24 protein-coding genes are annotated in these 17,343 nt (G+C 30.4%); 1 reads left to right on the top strand and 23 read right to left on the bottom strand.

The window, feature by feature from the left end; genetic code table 4:
* Positions 1 to 212: 212 nt before the first annotated feature.
* The 21 genes from MSU_RS01005 to MSU_RS00905 all read right to left on the bottom strand — a co-directional run bounded on the left by MSU_RS01005 (position 213) and on the right by MSU_RS00905 (position 14,797).
* A complete protein-coding gene (locus MSU_RS01005; protein ID WP_013609701.1) occupies positions 213 to 749 on the bottom strand; it encodes a hypothetical protein in 537 nt (178 codons plus the stop codon).
* Positions 750 to 939: 190 nt separating this feature from the next.
* Positions 940 to 1,485, bottom strand: coding sequence for a hypothetical protein (locus tag MSU_RS01000; protein WP_013609700.1), 546 nt, complete (start codon positions 1,483 to 1,485; stop codon positions 940 to 942).
* Positions 1,486 to 1,518: 33 nt separating this feature from the next.
* Positions 1,519 to 2,121: a hypothetical protein gene (locus MSU_RS00995; protein WP_013609699.1), complete on the bottom strand. Its 603-nt coding sequence runs from the start codon at positions 2,119 to 2,121 to the stop codon at positions 1,519 to 1,521.
* Positions 2,122 to 2,320: 199 nt separating this feature from the next.
* On the bottom strand, positions 2,321 to 2,863 hold the full coding sequence (locus MSU_RS00990; RefSeq protein ID WP_013609698.1) for a hypothetical protein: 543 nt from the start codon (positions 2,861 to 2,863) through the stop codon (positions 2,321 to 2,323).
* A 186-nt stretch (positions 2,864 to 3,049) separates the two neighbouring features.
* Positions 3,050 to 3,973 carry a hypothetical protein gene (locus MSU_RS00985; RefSeq protein WP_013609697.1) on the bottom strand — a complete coding sequence of 308 codons (924 nt, stop codon included), beginning with the start codon at positions 3,971 to 3,973 and terminating at the stop codon, positions 3,050 to 3,052.
* A gap of 23 nt (positions 3,974 to 3,996) precedes the next feature.
* Positions 3,997 to 4,530 (bottom strand): hypothetical protein, encoded by a 534-nt coding sequence (locus tag MSU_RS00980; protein ID WP_013609696.1) that lies wholly within the window; start codon positions 4,528 to 4,530, stop codon positions 3,997 to 3,999.
* Positions 4,531 to 4,538: 8 nt separating this feature from the next.
* Positions 4,539 to 5,288 carry a hypothetical protein gene (locus tag MSU_RS00975; RefSeq protein WP_013609695.1) on the bottom strand — a complete coding sequence of 250 codons (750 nt, stop codon included), beginning with the start codon at positions 5,286 to 5,288 and terminating at the stop codon, positions 4,539 to 4,541.
* Between the two features lie 4 nt (positions 5,289 to 5,292).
* The gene (locus tag MSU_RS00970) at positions 5,293 to 5,811 is read right to left on the bottom strand and encodes a hypothetical protein (RefSeq protein ID WP_013609694.1); all 519 of its coding nucleotides are present in this window, start codon (positions 5,809 to 5,811) and stop codon (positions 5,293 to 5,295) included.
* Positions 5,812 to 5,829: 18 nt separating this feature from the next.
* The gene (locus MSU_RS00965) at positions 5,830 to 6,660 is read right to left on the bottom strand and encodes a hypothetical protein (protein ID WP_013609693.1); all 831 of its coding nucleotides are present in this window, start codon (positions 6,658 to 6,660) and stop codon (positions 5,830 to 5,832) included.
* A gap of 6 nt (positions 6,661 to 6,666) precedes the next feature.
* Positions 6,667 to 7,194: a hypothetical protein gene (locus MSU_RS00960; RefSeq protein ID WP_013609692.1), complete on the bottom strand. Its 528-nt coding sequence runs from the start codon at positions 7,192 to 7,194 to the stop codon at positions 6,667 to 6,669.
* Between the two features lie 128 nt (positions 7,195 to 7,322).
* Positions 7,323 to 8,138, bottom strand: a complete 816-nt coding sequence (locus MSU_RS00955; RefSeq protein ID WP_013609691.1) for a hypothetical protein — start codon at positions 8,136 to 8,138, stop codon at positions 7,323 to 7,325.
* A 4-nt stretch (positions 8,139 to 8,142) separates the two neighbouring features.
* Positions 8,143 to 8,664 (bottom strand): hypothetical protein, encoded by a 522-nt coding sequence (locus MSU_RS00950; RefSeq protein ID WP_013608904.1) that lies wholly within the window; start codon positions 8,662 to 8,664, stop codon positions 8,143 to 8,145.
* A gap of 16 nt (positions 8,665 to 8,680) precedes the next feature.
* The gene (locus tag MSU_RS00945; RefSeq protein WP_013608903.1) at positions 8,681 to 9,613 is read right to left on the bottom strand and encodes a hypothetical protein; all 933 of its coding nucleotides are present in this window, start codon (positions 9,611 to 9,613) and stop codon (positions 8,681 to 8,683) included.
* Between the two features lie 4 nt (positions 9,614 to 9,617).
* Positions 9,618 to 10,142 carry a hypothetical protein gene (locus MSU_RS00940; protein WP_013608902.1) on the bottom strand — a complete coding sequence of 175 codons (525 nt, stop codon included), beginning with the start codon at positions 10,140 to 10,142 and terminating at the stop codon, positions 9,618 to 9,620.
* Between the two features lie 129 nt (positions 10,143 to 10,271).
* Complete coding sequence (locus MSU_RS00935; RefSeq protein WP_043885139.1) at positions 10,272 to 10,460, bottom strand: hypothetical protein; 189 nt, start codon at positions 10,458 to 10,460, stop codon at positions 10,272 to 10,274.
* On the bottom strand, positions 10,435 to 11,058 hold the full coding sequence (locus MSU_RS00930; RefSeq protein WP_013609690.1) for a hypothetical protein: 624 nt from the start codon (positions 11,056 to 11,058) through the stop codon (positions 10,435 to 10,437). Before MSU_RS00930 ends, MSU_RS00935 begins: the two co-directional genes overlap by 26 nt.
* 25 nt (positions 11,059 to 11,083) lie before the next feature.
* Complete coding sequence (locus tag MSU_RS00925) at positions 11,084 to 11,773, bottom strand: hypothetical protein (protein ID WP_013609689.1); 690 nt, start codon at positions 11,771 to 11,773, stop codon at positions 11,084 to 11,086.
* Between the two features lie 83 nt (positions 11,774 to 11,856).
* Positions 11,857 to 12,513: a hypothetical protein gene (locus tag MSU_RS00920; RefSeq protein ID WP_013609688.1), complete on the bottom strand. Its 657-nt coding sequence runs from the start codon at positions 12,511 to 12,513 to the stop codon at positions 11,857 to 11,859.
* A 14-nt stretch (positions 12,514 to 12,527) separates the two neighbouring features.
* Positions 12,528 to 12,926 (bottom strand): hypothetical protein, encoded by a 399-nt coding sequence (locus tag MSU_RS00915; RefSeq protein WP_013609687.1) that lies wholly within the window; start codon positions 12,924 to 12,926, stop codon positions 12,528 to 12,530.
* A 14-nt stretch (positions 12,927 to 12,940) separates the two neighbouring features.
* Positions 12,941 to 13,882 (bottom strand): hypothetical protein, encoded by a 942-nt coding sequence (locus tag MSU_RS00910; RefSeq protein ID WP_013609686.1) that lies wholly within the window; start codon positions 13,880 to 13,882, stop codon positions 12,941 to 12,943.
* Between the two features lie 171 nt (positions 13,883 to 14,053).
* Positions 14,054 to 14,797 carry a hypothetical protein gene (locus MSU_RS00905; protein ID WP_043885194.1) on the bottom strand — a complete coding sequence of 248 codons (744 nt, stop codon included), beginning with the start codon at positions 14,795 to 14,797 and terminating at the stop codon, positions 14,054 to 14,056.
* 16 nt (positions 14,798 to 14,813) lie between these two features.
* Here MSU_RS00905 and MSU_RS04525 point away from each other — a divergent pair, with 16 nt between their 5' ends.
* Positions 14,814 to 15,062 carry a hypothetical protein gene (locus tag MSU_RS04525; protein WP_148221832.1) on the top strand — a complete coding sequence of 83 codons (249 nt, stop codon included), beginning with the start codon at positions 14,814 to 14,816 and terminating at the stop codon, positions 15,060 to 15,062.
* A 111-nt stretch (positions 15,063 to 15,173) separates the two neighbouring features.
* Here MSU_RS04525 and MSU_RS00900 read toward each other — a convergent pair whose 3' ends face one another.
* Together MSU_RS00900 and MSU_RS00895 are read right to left on the bottom strand one after the other, a co-directional pair.
* The gene (locus MSU_RS00900) at positions 15,174 to 16,253 is read right to left on the bottom strand and encodes a hypothetical protein (RefSeq protein WP_013609683.1); all 1,080 of its coding nucleotides are present in this window, start codon (positions 16,251 to 16,253) and stop codon (positions 15,174 to 15,176) included.
* A gap of 5 nt (positions 16,254 to 16,258) precedes the next feature.
* A complete protein-coding gene (locus tag MSU_RS00895) occupies positions 16,259 to 17,311 on the bottom strand; it encodes a hypothetical protein (protein ID WP_237696902.1) in 1,053 nt (350 codons plus the stop codon).
* Between the last annotated feature and the right edge of the window lie 32 nt (positions 17,312 to 17,343).

Genomic DNA, 17,343 nt, shown 5'->3' with positions numbered 1-17,343 from the left:
GTTTTTATTTGGATAATTTTGGACAAATGCTCCCCCCCAAGAAGGAATTTTTTATATTTTCAAAACTCATTATTTTTCTAAAAAAATTTGACAAATTACAAGAATTTTACTGAATTACCGCCTCAAAAAGAAGATTTTTATGCTCAAAAACTCTTAAACTCTGCAATTTACTTAGAGGAACTCTAATTTTTTTTGGGGGGGGAAGTACTTAATTAATTTGTTTGGGTTTCGGGAGTTCCTGAAATAACACAACTAACCTCAACGGTTTTTTGATCTTCTAAATTTTTCTTTTCGCAACTTAAACTAGATATTTTTCAAGATTGTCCAGAAAACTGACTTTTATCTAAAGAAGAAGATCTTTCTTCATCTTCTGAGAAATGTGCAAAAACTACTTCATCAATACTATCTTTATCTGCACTGAATCAAACTTCAGGCTGTTTTTCACTTTCTCCTTTTCACTTTTCCTGTATTTTTTGATTGCATGCTGTTTGATCAACATCGACTAAGTTTTTGTTAACTCATTTTTTACAAATTCCTTTCACATTTGTTTGATACTCCTTCCTAATATATTCTCCAGAAGTTATATTCTCGTTAGTTGTTACTTTTGGCTTTCAATTATGTAAAAATCCATTTATTTTTCCCTCCCCCCCTAAATAACTAATAATTCCGTAACCTCCACCGACAGCTACTAAACTGCTAGCTCCAGTAATTAAGGATCATCCTAAATTACTTAATCCCTTAAAAATCATTAGATTTTCTTAAATTATTAATTCTTTAAATTTGTACTTTTATAGACAAATTTTGAGATTTTTCTTATTTTTTCGCTATATTTCATCACTTTTTCTATAAATACTTGTAATTTCAAATCCCATATATCTTAAAAGAAATTTAATTTGAAATTTGCAAGTACCAATTTTTAAGAAATTTACGATTTTTTAACTAATTTGTTGAATTTTCAGCTCCATCATCCTTATTGAAACAACTAACTTCAATATTTTCGGAATTTTGTCTACTACATTTCAAATGACCTATTAAAAATGTGTCAGAATTTAAAGACACATTTTTCAAATCAAAAGAATGATCTCTATCTTCTGAAAAATGTTCTTTCAAAACTTCTTCTATACTGTTTTTGTCAGCACTAAATCAAACTTCAGGTTGTTTTTCTGGATATTGACCTCACTTATTCTGAATTTTCTGATTACATTCTGATAATTCCACATTATGAAGTTTTTTATTTATTCACTTTTTACAATCTCCTTTTCTGTCTCCAGATACTTGATATTCTCTTCTGATATATTCTCCGGAAGTTATTTTTTCATTAGTCTCTGACTCTACTTTTCACCCTTTTAAAAATTCATTTATTACTCTTTCTCCTCCAAAATAACTTATAACTCCATAACTTCCGGCCGAAATTGCACCAATAGTTCCAAGAACTGCAGTCCAACCATAACCAGTCCAACCATAACCAGTTAAACCACCAAACATTATTTATTAATTAATCTTCTTAATAAATTTTTATTATTTTCTACTTTCCAATCTAGAACAATTAATTTTTTCTAATTGTTCTTCAGTCGTTAATTTACAAGATCATCCATCATCAAAACTTCATTGATCTTGCAATAAATAAGACTGTAAATCATTGTTATTTTTCTTATAAAAAGAAAAATAACTTGAAAAAACATTTTGTAAATATTGTTGTTTAACTGAAATTCACTTATAGGATTTGTTTCGATCATCTTCTTTTCGAATAAATTCCTCAACTAACTTTTTGCATTTTTCTTCAGGAATTTCTTTCTTTACGGCTCAACTACTTGGAGCTGAAACTCAATATTCACAAATTTGTTTTTTATCTTCTGTAGAACTATTTTTATCTACAAAAATATATTCAGCTACTAGTATGTTCTTAGTTTTTGCTCCTTCATAATCAACTTCTTCCATGGTCAATCTTTCATTTACTTTATTTGGAATAACTGATGAAGGATTTCTAGTATCTACTTGTTCTGGGAGGAAATTTTTTCCTCCCATCAATAAACTAGTTAAACCAATTCCTCCGCCTCCAGCCAACCCTGCAATCCCAATAACTGAAGTTATTAGTTTTTTGGTGAAAAAGCCATTTAACATTTTTCTGTCTTAGATTTTTAAATCCGGAGAAAACTCCGGACTAAAACTTATCTAAAAAATAATTTTTACAGTCAACTGCCCCCCCCAGCAAGTGGTTTTTTAAAAAATTTAGAAAAAATTTGACAAATTACAAAAATTTTATTTAATTAACTCATTCCCAAAAGGGAATTGAGAAATTTTTTAAGTTTTTATTTCTTTTTTAATTAATTTGTTGATCTTCATCAGATTTTTCATTTTTGTTGAAACAGCTTATTTCAATATTTGAGGAATCTGAAGAATTTTTTCTTTCACATTTCAAGCCCCCAACTTCAAATGTTTGACTAGAAAAAGACACTCCAGTTAAATTAGGTGAATGACTTTTATCTTCTTGAAAGTGAGACTTTACAACTTCTTCAATATTGGATGAATCTGCATTAAATCAAATTTCGGGTTGTTTACTTTGTGGTTGTCCTCATTTTTCTTGAATTCTTCTATTACATTCTTCTAGTCCAACAACAGTAAGGGTTTTATTTTCTCACTTTCTGCAATCTCCCTTCTTTCCTCCATCAACTTGATATTCCCTCTTGATGTACTCACCTGAAATTATTTTGTCATTAGTTATTTTTACATTCCAACTATCTAAAAATCCATTTAGTTTTCTTTCTTTTTCGAAATAGCTTATGGCCCCGTAACTACCAGCTGAAACTGCTCCTGCAGTTCCGACTATTAAAGATCAACCATAAAAATTTAGACCTCCTAACATTAATTCCTAATTAACACCATTTTTTAAAAATGATGTTTGAAAAATTTTTAACAACCCTAATTAATTTATAAGATTTGGATTTTTCATTTTTTCTAAAAAACATCATCCCTTAAACCTTAAAAATTCTTGAGTTTTGCGGAGAAAAAACTCGACAAATTACAAAAATTTTATTTAATTTTTTGTCTCTTAACTTTGATGTAAATTATTTTGTTCAATATCCTCTCTTCAACTAAATTGAGGGAAATATCTATTCTTTTCTTCTACGCTAGGTTCTTCACAACTAATAACTATTTCATTTGTTTCTCTCTTAGTTGTAGTTGAACATAATCATTCTGCTCCGAGAGTTCATTTTTCTTCTTCTCTCACTCAAGAAGAATCTGAACTATCTACAGATATAGAAGAAAAATATTGTTTAGGTATTGTCATAATTCCTTGTTCTGAAACTTTCATTCACTTTAGTGGTTTATTTTCTTTCGAAATTTCTAAATTTTCACTAATAAATTGTTGACAATCTTCTTCAGTCATGTTTTTCCCTGCTTCTTGTTGAAAACTAGTTCAATATTCACAAGTTACTTGAAAATTTCCTTCTTTCTCATTTTCGATATATTCTTTTTCTCTAAGAAAGTAAGTTGCAACTATTTGCTTACCTTCTTTAGCTTTAGAATAATCTTCTTTCATTTGTTTATCTAATTCTTTTTGCTGAGAGTCAAGATCTTCGATTCCCCCTAAAGTTTCTGCACTTCCGACTTCATCATCCCCTTCATTATCCATCACTTCTACTCCTAAATGATCTTCGATGTTTGAAGATAATGTGTCTAATTTATCTGGATCATCAGGTAATGCAGCTGATGTTATTTGAGTCGCAGAAGCAGGAGAATGTTCGTTAGTAATTTTTCCTATAGAAGGATTTTGAAATGAAGAGTCATTTCCTGAAGATCCAGAAATTATTGGTTTATCTACAGGAACTCGGGTATCAACTTCTTCACTTTTTCTTTCTTGTTCCTTATTTATTAAATAGGTAGTTAATCCAAAACTACCTCCACCAACTACTCCTGTAATTCCTAGAATTACTGGAATAATTTTTATTCCAGAAAACAAGTTAACCAACATTTTTGACTAAATTTTTAAATTCATTAATTCTGATTTTTTTCACATTTAATAATTAGTTCTTTGGAATCTATTTTTTGTTTAGAAGAACATGTTCAAGGGCCTTCACTAATTTGTTCTCCCCTCAACATACTTAATAAATAATCCTCATCTTCTCTCAGAAAATAAAAATATTCTTTAGGAATTGCAAAATTTCCTCTTTCATCGAACTTCAAAAATCTTATAGGTTTGTTTCCATTTTTTATTTCTGGTAATTCTTCAATAAGTTCTTGACATTCACTCTCAGACATTACTTTTCTACTTTCCTTATTTAGTTCAGTTCAATATTCACATTTTGCTTTCAAAGTTCCTGTTACTTCAGAAGAGCTTCCAAAATAATCATCTTTATAGATAAATTGAGCAATAACTTTTCCATTTTTCTTTGCCCGAGAATATGATTCTTCCTCTTTAATTGTTTTTCTGGAGAAAAAACCTTTAAATGTTTCAGGATTGTTCATTAAATAAAAACTACCTCCACCAATTACTCCTGCTATTCCCAGAATCACTGGAATGATTTTCATTCCAGATACTAACTTAAATCATTATTTTGACTAATTTCTGAACTTTTCTTTTCACAACCAACAACTATTCCTTCGGAATTAGCTTTTGTGGTTGTAATGCAAATTCAATCTGATCCATAAGATCATTGCTCTCTTTCAAATAGACCTCTAGAAGAATCAACATCTTCAGAAAAAGAATAAAAATATTCTTTAAAAATTGATTGAAAGTGTTGTTCATCAACTCGCAATCACATTAAAGATTTTTCTCTTTTACTTTCCTCTATAGATTTACTAATTAACTCCAAACACTCTTGTTGTGGAGTTAATTTTTTTCCAGTTTCATTTTTAGGTTCAATTCAATATTCGCAAATAGGATATAAGAAATTATTGTCATCTTCATTATTTCTGTAAATATATTCTGCGATTATTTTTTTATTTTCTTTTGCGCTTAAATAGCTTTCTCTGATATTGGAATCTTCAACTAAAAGTTCTGATAAATCTTGAGAATCATCTTTTTCTTCTTCACTTTTAACTTCCAAGCTATCTATTGAGTCTCCGACTAATTGTCCTTCATCATTTTGTGAAGAAATTGGTAAAGAATCTTTTTCAGTTTTTTGATGATCTTTAAAATTTTCTATTTTCAAATCGATAGCTTTTTCTTTTTGAATTCCATCTCCAGATTTATTCATCAAATAGGTTGTTAATCCAAAACTACCTCCACCAACAACTCCTGTAATTCCCAGAATCACTGGAATGATTTTCATTCCAGATAAAACCATCTAATTAATTTGAAGGCAATTCTTCTTGTTCTTCAGAACAATTAACTTCAACTTTATCTCCTTTGTTTTCTTTTTTACATAACAAATCTCCTATCTTTCATTCATTGTTTTTGAATGTTTCTTTAGTTCTTGAAGAATCATTACTTGAGAAATGTTCTAAAAGAACTGATTCAATACTTCCTTGATCTGATTCGATTCAAATGGATGGTCGTTTCAGACCTTTACTTTCTCATTTTTCCTTAATCAAACTTTTACATTCTGAATCGCTCATATCTTTAACTTTTCCTTCAACTCACTTCTTGCAAACTTCTTTTCCCTTACTATCGTTTTCTTTCGAAATATAGTGAGCAGAAGAAATTTCAGGATTGAAATCTTTTGCTGTTGTTTTCCATTCAAAAGAATTAATATTTTCTTCTGTTTTTTGCCCCAAATAACTAATAGCTCCATAACCACCAACACCAACTGCACTACTAATTCCAATAATTAAAGATCATCCAAAACCACCCAATCCTTTAAAAATCATTAATTAAATAATGAAAAATTACTCACTTATTGGATTTTCTGTAACTGACTTTTCACAACTAATAACTATTTCTGAGGTTCCTGATTGCTTCGAAGAACATACGAATGAACCTTCAGCTCAACTTTCCCCTTTCATAATTATTGAAGAATAATTATCATCACTTCCTAAAGAATAGAAATGTTCTTTAGGAATTACAGAGAATCCTTGTTCCTTAAATTTCAATCACATTATTGGTTGATTTTTATCTTGAGTTTCTAAATTTTCGCTGATAAGTACTTCACAATCACTCTGAGGCATTGTCTTTTTATTTTCTTTATGTAAATCAACTCAATATTCACATGTTGTTGATAATTCAACAACATCAGAACTATTTTCTTCATCTACTGAATAATCATTATTTCTGTAAATGTATTGAGCCATTATTCTCCCTTCTTGTTTTGCTTTCAGATAATCTTCTTTTCTTTTTGGTCCGTCTGAATCCTCTGAAAAATGAGAATCCAAATTATCTTCAACTTGAATTAAAGAATGATCATCATTCTGTGAATTTGTAAGAGAAGAAACAATGGGTTCAACAACTTCTTTTATATCTTTTGGACTAGGAAGTTCATCATTTTTTTCATGTAATTCAGGACTTCTCAAATTTTCATCAGGATTTTTTCCACGATCCCCTTCAGCAATGAGTGTGCTAGGATTATCGGGTTTATCTGAATTTTTTCTTTCAGAAACTACTCTTTCTTTAATTTGTTGTCCATAATTATTCATCAAATAGGTAGTTAATCCAAAACTACCTCCACCAACTACACCTGTAATTCCTAAGATTACTGGAATAATTTTTATTCCAGTAAGCATTGTTATCTAATTTTGTAGTTCTTCTTGTGTTCCCTCTTCTTTGAGGGAACAACTAACTTCTACTTGACTATCAACTGTTAATTTTTGACAAGTTAATTGCCCAATTTCTCAGTTATCACTAGTAAACTTGTCTCTAGTTATTGAGTCATTATTACCAGAAAAATATTCATAAAGAACTTCAGTGATGCTTTCACTATCAGACCTAAACCATTCTTTTGGTTGCTTACTTTTCCCTTGCCCTCATTTTTCTTGAACTATTTTTTTACATTCTCATTGTTCCATTACTACAAAATTTCCATTAGTTCACTTTCTGCAAGTATCTTCTAAATTATTTACATCTTTTTGAATAATGTATTCGGCATTTTTTATTGCTGAATTTTTTACAGTTTTAGTTTCTCTTCATGAAAAAGGTGAAATACCATCTTCTTCAGAATTCCCCAAAAATTTAGTTACTCCATATCCACCAAGACCTAAAGCACTGCCAACTCCAGCAATTAAAGTTCAGCCATAACCTCCTAATCCTTTAAGGATCATTAGTTAATATCCGGAGTTACCTCCGGACTAAAACTAACTACAACTTCATTTTTATTTTCGATATCCCCCCCGAAAAGAAAATATTCAGATTTCTTAATTTATTTCAAATAGACAAAATTACCTAAATTTTATGAACTTCTAAAAGTTTGTTCTTCTGGACTTAAATCTCAAAAAGATCTTCTGACGGGAGTCACTGCTTCAGAAGATACTTCAGTTTTTTCACAACTAACAACTGTCTTATCTAAATGTTCTGTAGTTATGCAAGATCAATTACTTCCGTAAGTTCATCTTGCATCTTCTTTTCCCTTATTTTCAAATGGATCAATAGTTTCTCCAGAAGAAAGATAGAAATATTTGGGAAAAATATTTTGAAAGTCATTCTTATTTGCTCTTAATCACATTATTGGCTTATTCTTTTCTTTTTCTTCTTGATTTTCTAATTCCTGACAATCTTTGTCAGGCATTTGTGTTCCACTAATTTGATCAACTTTAGTTCAATAATCACAGAAAGTTCTCAATTCATCTCCGTCATACTCATTATCTCTATAGATATATTCAGCTATTATTCCTGAACTACTTTTTGCTTTTTCATAAATTTCCTGATTTTCAGTATTCTCTGAATTATTGTCTCATCCGAAAGAATCTTCAATTTCTTCTCCTAATTGACTATCTGAAATATCAGTTTCTAAATTTCCTTCTACTCTATCCCCCTCTATACCTAATTTCTCATCCTCGGAATCTGTTAAATCAGAAAGTGAAGAAGATAAATCTTGTGTATTATCGGACTCATCAATTTCTTTTTGTTTTGAGGGTAAAGAATTTTCTTTACTATCCACATAATTAGGTTTATTTGTTAAATAACTAGTTAGACTAAAGCTGCCGCCGGCAGCTATACCTGAAAGTCCTAAAACTACGGGTATTATTTTTGTTCCAACTAAAGTCATCTAACTAATTTGAATCTTCTTCGGGCTCTACCTTATGCGAACAATTAACTTCTGAATATTTTTCAGAATCTTTTCTATTGCAAATCAATTCATTAACTGTTCATGAACTTTTAGAAAGTTCTTGTCTCTCAACTGTTCTACTATTACTAGAAAAATATTCTCACAATGCCTCTTCAAGACTTTCTTTATCGGCTTGAATTCATATATCTGGTTGAAGTGAAATATTTCCACTTCAATTAGTTTGAATTAATTTTTTACATTCTGACTGACTCATATTTTCTATCTTTCCGTTTACTCACTTCTGACAATTTTCTTTTGTATCGCTTATATGTTTCTTAGTGATATATTGGGCAAACTTTATTTTTTGATTTTCTTGTGAAGCAGTCATGCTTCACAAGAATGGAGAGCTATCATCTTCTTGCTCCTTGCCTAAATAATTTAGAACTCCGTAACCACCAAGTCCCAGAGCACTACCAAATCCGGCAATTAAAGTCCAACCATAACCTCCTAATCCTTTAAGAATCATTAATTAGAAACTCTAACTACCTTAAAGAAAAATCTCTACCAGAGGAATCTAAAGAATCTATTTCATCATTTCATTGAAAAGAAGAGGGAAAATTATTAATTTTCTCTTTCTTTTCACAACTAGCAATAATACTTTCAGACTTTTTTGTAGTTGAACAATTTCATCCATCCCCATAAGTTCAAAATATTTCCTTATCTTCTTCTAAAGCATCACTATACATTGAAGAAGGAGGATGATGGAAATATTTTTCAAAAATAACTTCAAAGTTATTTTGATTAGCTCTTAATCACATTATTGGATGATCACCAGAAAACTTTATTTCTGTTTCCACTCATTTTTGACATTCATCTTTAGGTACTAACTTACCTTCTAATTGCTGTGAATTTTCTCAATATTCACAAAATGTTTCTAAATTTTCTCTACTTTCTTCATATCCAGATCTGTAAATACTATAAATGTGTTCAGCAATTATTTTTGAATTACTTTTGGCATCTTCAAAAGATTTTTTATTTATGGGATTTTCTGGATCTATATCTCAACTGGAATCATCTAAATGTGAATTTTCTAAACCTTCATCGCTTGGAAAATGGCTTTCTAAATCTTTATTTGTCGATTCTTCAAGAGTAGAATCTTCTTGAAAATCATTTTCTCCTTCTAATGAAGAAGATTTAATTCCGGAAGATAAATCTTCTGTTGAATGTTGATCTTTAGTCTCTTCGCCATCAATAACTGTTTTCGCATCTTTCCCTAAATTTTGTGTATCTTGAGAATTTTTTAAATCATGTTGTCCAGATAAATCTCTTTTAGAGCTACTTGATTTTTCAAAAAAATTTTTCTTAGAGACATCCTTACCATTCATCAAATAACTAGTTAAACTGAAGCTTCCTCCAGCAACTATTCCCGAAAGTCCTAAAGTTAAGGGAATTATTTTTATTCCAGAAAAAACCATTTAACTAATTTGAAGGACTTTCAGGTTCTTCTTTATAGGAACAACTGACTTCAAGTTTGTTTTCTTTTTCTTCTTTTTTGCACAACATTTCTCCTATATTTCAGTTATTTTTTCCTAAAAATGTTTCTTTAGTAATTGAAGAATTATTGCTTGAAAAATGTTCTAATAATACTTCTTCAATACTTTCTTTATCTGTTTCAATTCATATTTCTGGCTGTTTCTCTCCCTTATCTGTTCAATTTTTCTTTATCAAGTTTTTACATTCTGATTCATACATATCTTGGACAGAACCATTAACTCATTTTTTACATGTTTCATTTTTTCCCTCACTTCTTTCTTTGGATACATAAAAGGCTGAATTAATTTTTTGATTGAACTTAGAAACAATTGTTTTTCAAGAAAATGATGAAATATTTTCTTCTATGGAATTTCCCAAAAATTTAGTTACTCCATATCCACCAATTCCGAGAGCACTGCCAACTCCAGCAATTAAAGTTCAGCCATAACCTCCTAATCCTTTAAGGATCATTAGTTAATATCCGGAGTTACCTCCGGACTAAAACTAACTACAACTTCATTTTTATTTTCGATATCCCCCCCCAAGGAAGAAGTATTTAAGTTTCTAGACTTAACTCAACTAGACAAAATTACCTAAATTTTATAGTCTTACAGATTGTCCATCCACACTTCAATTTCAAAAGTGAGGGCGAGAAATTTTACTATCAATTATTTCTCCTGTTTGTGCACAACTAACAATTATTCTGTTAGTTTGTTGCGAAGTTGTGCATGATCATTTTTGCCCAAAAATTCAAGAAACTTCTCTACCTTCTGACGGATCAGCTTCCAAAGGATGAAGGTTTTTCATAAAAATACTTTTCAAAAATTTCTGAAAAATTTTGATTATCAACTCTAAATCACATTACAGGTTTATCTTCAGGAATTTTTATTTCTTCTTTAACTCATTTCTCACATTCTTCTTTTGAAACTAATGTTCCATGAATTTGTTTTGGATTTTTTCAATACTCACAAAATGGTTGAAGCCCTTCTTTTTTCTCTTCATCACCTTCTCTGTAATCCCTATAAATGTATTCAGCAATTATTTCTGATTTCGATTTAGCTTCCTGATAAATCTTTTGATTTTCAGGATTTTCTGGATTATTTTCTCAATCTATTCCTTGAATTTCCAGTCCCTCGCTAGGTGGCTCTGGATTTTTAACTTCAATTAAAGTGCTAGAAAGTGGACTAATTTTTGGAGAATTTTCTGATGTAGAAGTATCTAAATCACTAATAGATGGATCTTTTTGATTAATTTGTTTTTGCTCTTCAAAAGAAACAGGCTTATTAGATAAATAACTAGTTAGACTAAAGCTGCCACCGGCAGCTATTCCTGAAAGCCCCAAAACTACAGGAACTATTTTTGTTCCAGCAAAAATATTGACTGGCATTTTTTACTAAGAAATTATTTCTTTTTTATTTCTCGCAAATCACAATAACCTTACTTGGTTCTTGTGGATTTTCTTTTAATTCGCAACTCAAGAAAAGAGGAAATCTAGTACCTCATTTTTTCTTATCTCCAAAAAATAGTTTTCTATCGAGCTCATTATCTCTCAATGTCTTACTAATTTCTTGTTTCTCTACACTCAATCAAACTTCGAGTTTTCCATTTTTGTTTTCTGAATCTCACCTACTAGAAATTAAGTTTTTACATATTTGTTCATCCATTTCACTAGATGTTTCTGATCCTTTAACTAATTTAGTGCACTTTAAATTGCTTTTTCCTCCGGCAACTTCTCCAGTTTTTCTAATCATTTGAAAAACTATTTCGGATCTATTTTGTACTTCATCTTCTTCCTCTATATCTCCTTCATCTATTCCATAATCTGAATTGCTTGCCACATAAGTGGCATAAGTTACTGTTTCTCCCGATTTAGTTTCTTGTGTTATTACTACAGGTTTTGGCTTTTCAGAAGATTTTTCTTCCTCGGTTCTTCCGCGCTCATTATCTAAATAATTGTTGCCTCCAGTAACATGACTACCTGATTGTTCTATTGGTTGTTGTTTATCTTCTTTTCCTGAAGAAGTTGCTAAATAACTTCCAGTGACTACACCACTGGCAGAAAAAACAGTTAAAAGGGATTTAACTAAAGAAATGGCTTTCATTTACTTAAATCTAATTACTTAAAAACCGGAGAAACTCCGGTTTTCATCTCCATTAATTATTTATTTTTTAAAAACAAAAATTTTTAATTCATTAACTCTTTATCCTCTTCTTCTGGCTGTTGATCTCTAGAATTTCTTAATTCTTCTTCTGTTTTTTCAAAACAACTAGAAACTTTCTTTAAAGGACTTGAATTTTCCGCTGAAGTTGTACTGCACTTGAAATTTCCATATTCTCAACTACCACCTTTTAATTCATCTTGTGAACGAATACTATCTTCCGCAAAAGAACCAGAAGAATAGAAAAACTTTTTAAATTCTTCTGTAAAGTTTTCTTCATTAGCTCTCAATCACATTAGTGATTGATCTTTTCGTTGATCTCCCAAAATTTCTTTTACAAGTTTTTCGCAATCTCCAGTAGGTAATATTCTTTCTTCTTGTTTTTGTTCTGATACCTTAATCAAATATTTACAAGAAAGTGGACTTCCATATTTCTTATCTCTAGTTACATATTCAGAAAATACTTTTGTTCTATCTTCCGAACTTATAGATTTAGTCATTTCTCTTTCTTTTCTTTGTTGATATCCTTTATCCTCTTCAACTTGATATACACCTTTTTCTAAAAGTTTCTTCAGAACTTCCTTTCCGGAAGAACCAATAAAAGCAAAATAACCTCCAGTAGTTACACCGCTCAATGTAAAAATAGCTGTTGCTATTTTTCCTAAAGTTGAGAACCCCAACATATTAGAAAAAAATACTAAATAGTGGCTTGAATGGTACTTCCATCAAATGTATAAAGAGCTTCTACTGTGTTGCTATTATTTTGATTCTTTTTAACTAATGAATTTGTGCAGCCCAAAACAACAAAAACATCTTGGTTTTCTTCAGAGGATCCTAATCCTTTATCTTCAACATATTGACAATTTCCTGTAATTTCTGAGAAAACTTTATTTTTTGGCAAATATTTATTAAATGTTTCTTGATCCATAGTTTTTAATTCCTCAAATGTTTTTGTTTGAGGTGTAACTTTTTCTTTTTGTTTATTTTCTATTGTCGATCTACCTTTTTCTCCCATAAAATAACCAGTACCAACTAAACCTCCTCCGGCCACAAGAGGAACAACACACAGAAATTTAACTCAAGAAAGAGTTGCCATTACTTAAAAACTAACTAACTTCCTGTTTGTTGTCTTTCAGGATAATAATCACACATAACTAATAAATCATTACTGTTTTCTGAAGCTCTTTCCCTATCACATCATCAACTACCAGTTTTTCATCTACTATTGTTTTTTTCATATTTTGTTTTGCCTTTCTCAAATAATCCATAATGTTTCAGGATTCTTCCTGCATAATTCTCATTAACACTTAATCACACTGAAGGATCTGAAGTTCCAGACTTTCTACTTCAATTTCTTCCCTGATAAGAAGATTTACATTCTTCTCCTGTAGTTCTTTTCTTATTTTCTGATCTTTCAAAAAATCATTGATCACAAATAGGACCTTCTATTGAAGAATCTTCTCCCACATTAACTCCAGAAATATATGTAGCAACTATAGGAGAAGAAGATCTTTCTTCTTCATCCTCTTCTCTAGGATAATCATCTTCATCGAATTCATCAAAGTGTTCAGATTCTTCTTCTGGAGATGTTTCTTCTCCTCCATCATCTCTATATCAATCAGTTCCATCATCAGAAGAATCAGAATTACTATTTCTATCTAGTCAATTTGTATTGTCATTTTGAGTATTTGTTTGTGATGCTGGAACAAGTGTATCTGAGACGCTTGGCACTCTTGGTTCTTGACCTTCACTATCCAAACCTGTAGATGTGTCGGTGAGTGAATGTTGTGAAGTTTGTTGAGCTTCTGGATTTGAAGTCTCATTGCCAGAAACACTAGCTTTATTTTCTGTTCGATTATTTTGATCTTGTGTTTTATGTGAAGATTCATTTTCCGCACCAACACTTTGCCCATCTTCTGAAGGCTTTTTAATTATTTGAGAATTAATATTTTCTCCCATTAATGAACTATTTGAAGCAAAATAACCACCAACAACTGTTCCTCCCAAAGTGGAGAAAGTTACTAATAACTTCGAAAACAGTGCTAACTCCATAACTTAATTAATTTCCGGAGAAATCTCCGGAAATAAATTCTTTACAACTTTTTGTAGCTTTGAGAAAACATGAAATGCCCCCCCCCAGCAAACAAACCTTTAATAAAGAAAACTAAATTTTTCAAAATTTTCTTATTTTATCAAAAACCTCTACTTACTATAGATTTTGAATTAATTATTTAAAGAAAATTCTCCCTTTCTATCTGGAAACATTATTTCTAATAATCTTCTAGATATTTCCATAACCATATCATCCTCCACTTTTTCTTTTTCCTTTTGGAAAATATCTCCCGAATTACTCATTGGTTTTCCTCTTAGTCAATCCAATCACCCTAAACCTCCTTGTCTAGAAAGATTCTTTTTAAAGTTTTCTATTATTCTCTCTCAATCAATAACTTGTTTTTTAGCTTTTTTAGAATACTCTTCACCTAATAAAACATCGAAAGGATCTTTTGCTCCATCTTTACTCACTTTAGAATGGAGATATTCTCCAAAAGTAATTCTTTCTTTAGTTCCTCAACCAATTTTTTCTAAAGCTTTAATAATTTCACTTTCTTTGGAACTAAGAACTCCTAATTCTTCTGCTTCTCTCTGAACTCTATCAAGTTTTTCAGAATATTCTGTCTTTTTTCCTGTTAATTGACAAAACTCTTTATAAAACTTGAGCAAAGCTTCTCTTTGATCTTTGCTAAGTTGAGTTTGAGGATCTTCAACTGATCTTTTACCTCTAGATCTTCCTCTACTCTGTTCTTGAGAAGTTCCTTCTCTTTCTTTTTTCTTCTTTTCTTGTCATTTTTTAAATGATTCGAGAGCTGAATTGAAATTCATCGTAGAAGTATTTAATTTTTCTTGTGACTCTTGTAGATTTTGAGATGATTCTGTTTGAATCTCTACAGTTTTTAAATTCTTTTTCATTTCTTTATAAACCTCTGTGACTGATAAGTCACTAGTTGTGGAAAGTCCAAATTCCTCTTCAAAGAAAAGTTCTAAATCTTCTTCTATAGAAATTGAGCTGTCAACTCCACTCAAATTATTTACTGATATCATTCCTCCCTCAGAGGAGGAAGATATCGAAGAGTTAGAGATATCTAGTTCACTTTTCTTAGATTCAAGGAATCCTGATCCTGAAGAAGTTGAGGAACTATTATTGCCCCCCTCCAGGCAGGGAAAAAGAAAATAAAGAAGAAGGATTTAAAGAGCTATCTTTTTTTAATAAATAAAAAGATAATGAAGGTGCTCCGAAAAGTAGGGGCAACAGAAAGAAAGCTTTATTAGTCAAACGAATCAAAATTTATTTTTCTACTTTTCTCAACATTTTTTCTAGTAATTTTGAAGCTATTAAGGAAAGAGCTTCAGATTCTATTGACTTAACTTTTCCGCCAAAAACATTTAGAGAAGAAGATAAATGTCTATTATTTCTTAGTCCTGATCATCCTGTTCTACTTTCTAAATATCTTCCTCTAATGAATTGACTTGTTTTATCTTTCCAAGTAATTGCTTCATTTCTAATTTTTTGTAAATATTCAGAATCTAAAAGAATTTCAAGAGGATCTTTATTATTTTTTCCTTTTTTCTCTCCCCTTAGATATTTTCCAAAATCATTCATATCTCCATTATCTCACCCAATTTCTCTAAGAGATTCTAAGATTTCACTATTTTCACTGAAATCTTGTATTTTTACTTCTAAATTATTACCTTCCTCAACACTTTTTAATTTTTTTGAGTATCCCTCTTTCTTTCCACTTAATTCCTCAAATTTTTTATAAAAGCAGAATAAAGCTTTTCTTTTTTCTAAATCTATTGAGGGAGGAACCATCTCTTCCTCATTTTTTACTTGCCTTTTTGTTTTTTGATTATCTTTAAGAGTTTCTTTTCTCTTTTTATTTCATTCTTCTATACTTTTTTGGACTTCCTCAAAGCTTGAATTATGTTTTCCCAAACTCTCCTGAACTTCCTTTAAGCTTCTAGAGCTTTGACTTTGAATCTCTTTAGTTTGGGAATTTTTTAATAATTCTCCAAATAAATTTCCAATAGTTGTATTGGAATTTATATCTATTTCTTTATTCAAAGATAAATCTGAATTTTCAGAAATGGTAATTTCTATGTTTTCATTTTGTTGACTTTCTAAATTCCCTAAATTATTCAGATTTGTTGGAGATGAGTAACTTGATTCTTTTACTAAATCTCTTTTAGAGCGATCTTTAAGTTCTAGAGAGATCGGTAGGGGAGTTGACTGCCCCCCCCCAGGCAGGGAAAAAGACAGCGAAACAGAAGGATTCAAAGAACTATCTTTCTGAAACAAATAGAAAGATAGTGAAGGGGCTCCAAAAAGTATGGATAACAAGAAAATGGGTTTAAAAATTAACTTCATAAAACCTATTTCTCTGGTTTTGGCAACATCTTACTTACCAAATTTTCAGCTATCATCATTAAAGCTTCTTTTTCTACAGCTTTAGATTCTCCCTTAAAAAGATTTATTGCTGATTCTCAGTGTTTTTCTCTTCAGCCAAGTGAACCTCAATTACTTCTTCTTTCTTGCTCTCTAGCTACTAAAAAACCTCCAGTCACTCCATTTCATTTTTTCGCATCCTTTCTAATCTTCTTTAAATATTCCGCATCTAGAAGGACAGAAAGAGGATCTTTTCCCTTATTATCTTTCTTTTCTCCTAATAAATATTGTCCAAAATCTTTCATATCATCTGAATTTCAACCAATGGCATTAAGGGCATCTAGCATTTCATTTGTAAATTCAGAGCTTTGTTCTTCATTTCCTTCTAAACTTTTTCCTTGTTCAACATTTTTTAACTTTTCGGAATATCCTTGTCTCTTCTTATTTAGTTCTTCAAATTTTTTGTAGAAACAAAATAAAGATTTTCTTTCTTCCGAGGATATGGAAAATGTTTCTTCCTGTTTTGAAACTTGTCTTTTTACTTTTTGAGTAGAAACTTCTTTAGAAGTTTCTTTTTTCTTTTCCTTTCATTTTTCTACATTTTGTTGAACTTTTTCGAAATTAGAGGTATGATTTCCCAAAACACTTTTTACTGTCTCTAAACTATTCGAACTTTCTTTTTGAATATCTGAAGTTTGAGAATTTTTCAATAATTCCTTAAACATTGTGTTAATTGAAGAAGAATCTGAACTTGAACTAAGGTTCAAGTCTTCTTCAGTTAGAGAAATATCTGTTTCTTGAGTGACAATTATTTCTAAATTGTCACTTTGTTGTCCTCTGAAATCTACTAAATTATTTGAAGTGGTTGGTTTCGAAAAACTTGAATCACTCATTAATTCTCTTTTTTCCCTACTTTTGAGTTCTAATGGGCTTGAAATGCCCCCCCCCGCAAAAGAGAAGGAATTAGTTAAAGAATTAATTAAATTACTATCTTGAATCAAAACAGTTGTTAGGGGAATTGCTCCCCCTAACAAGGGCACTAAAATATATATACTTTTTCTTAACAACATTT

This window comes from Mycoplasma suis str. Illinois (genome assembly GCF_000179035.2).
Classification (GTDB): Bacteria; Bacillota_I; Bacilli_A; order Mycoplasmatales; family Mycoplasmoidaceae; genus Eperythrozoon_A; species Eperythrozoon_A suis.
This window is presented reverse-complemented; position numbering and strand designations above follow the sequence as displayed.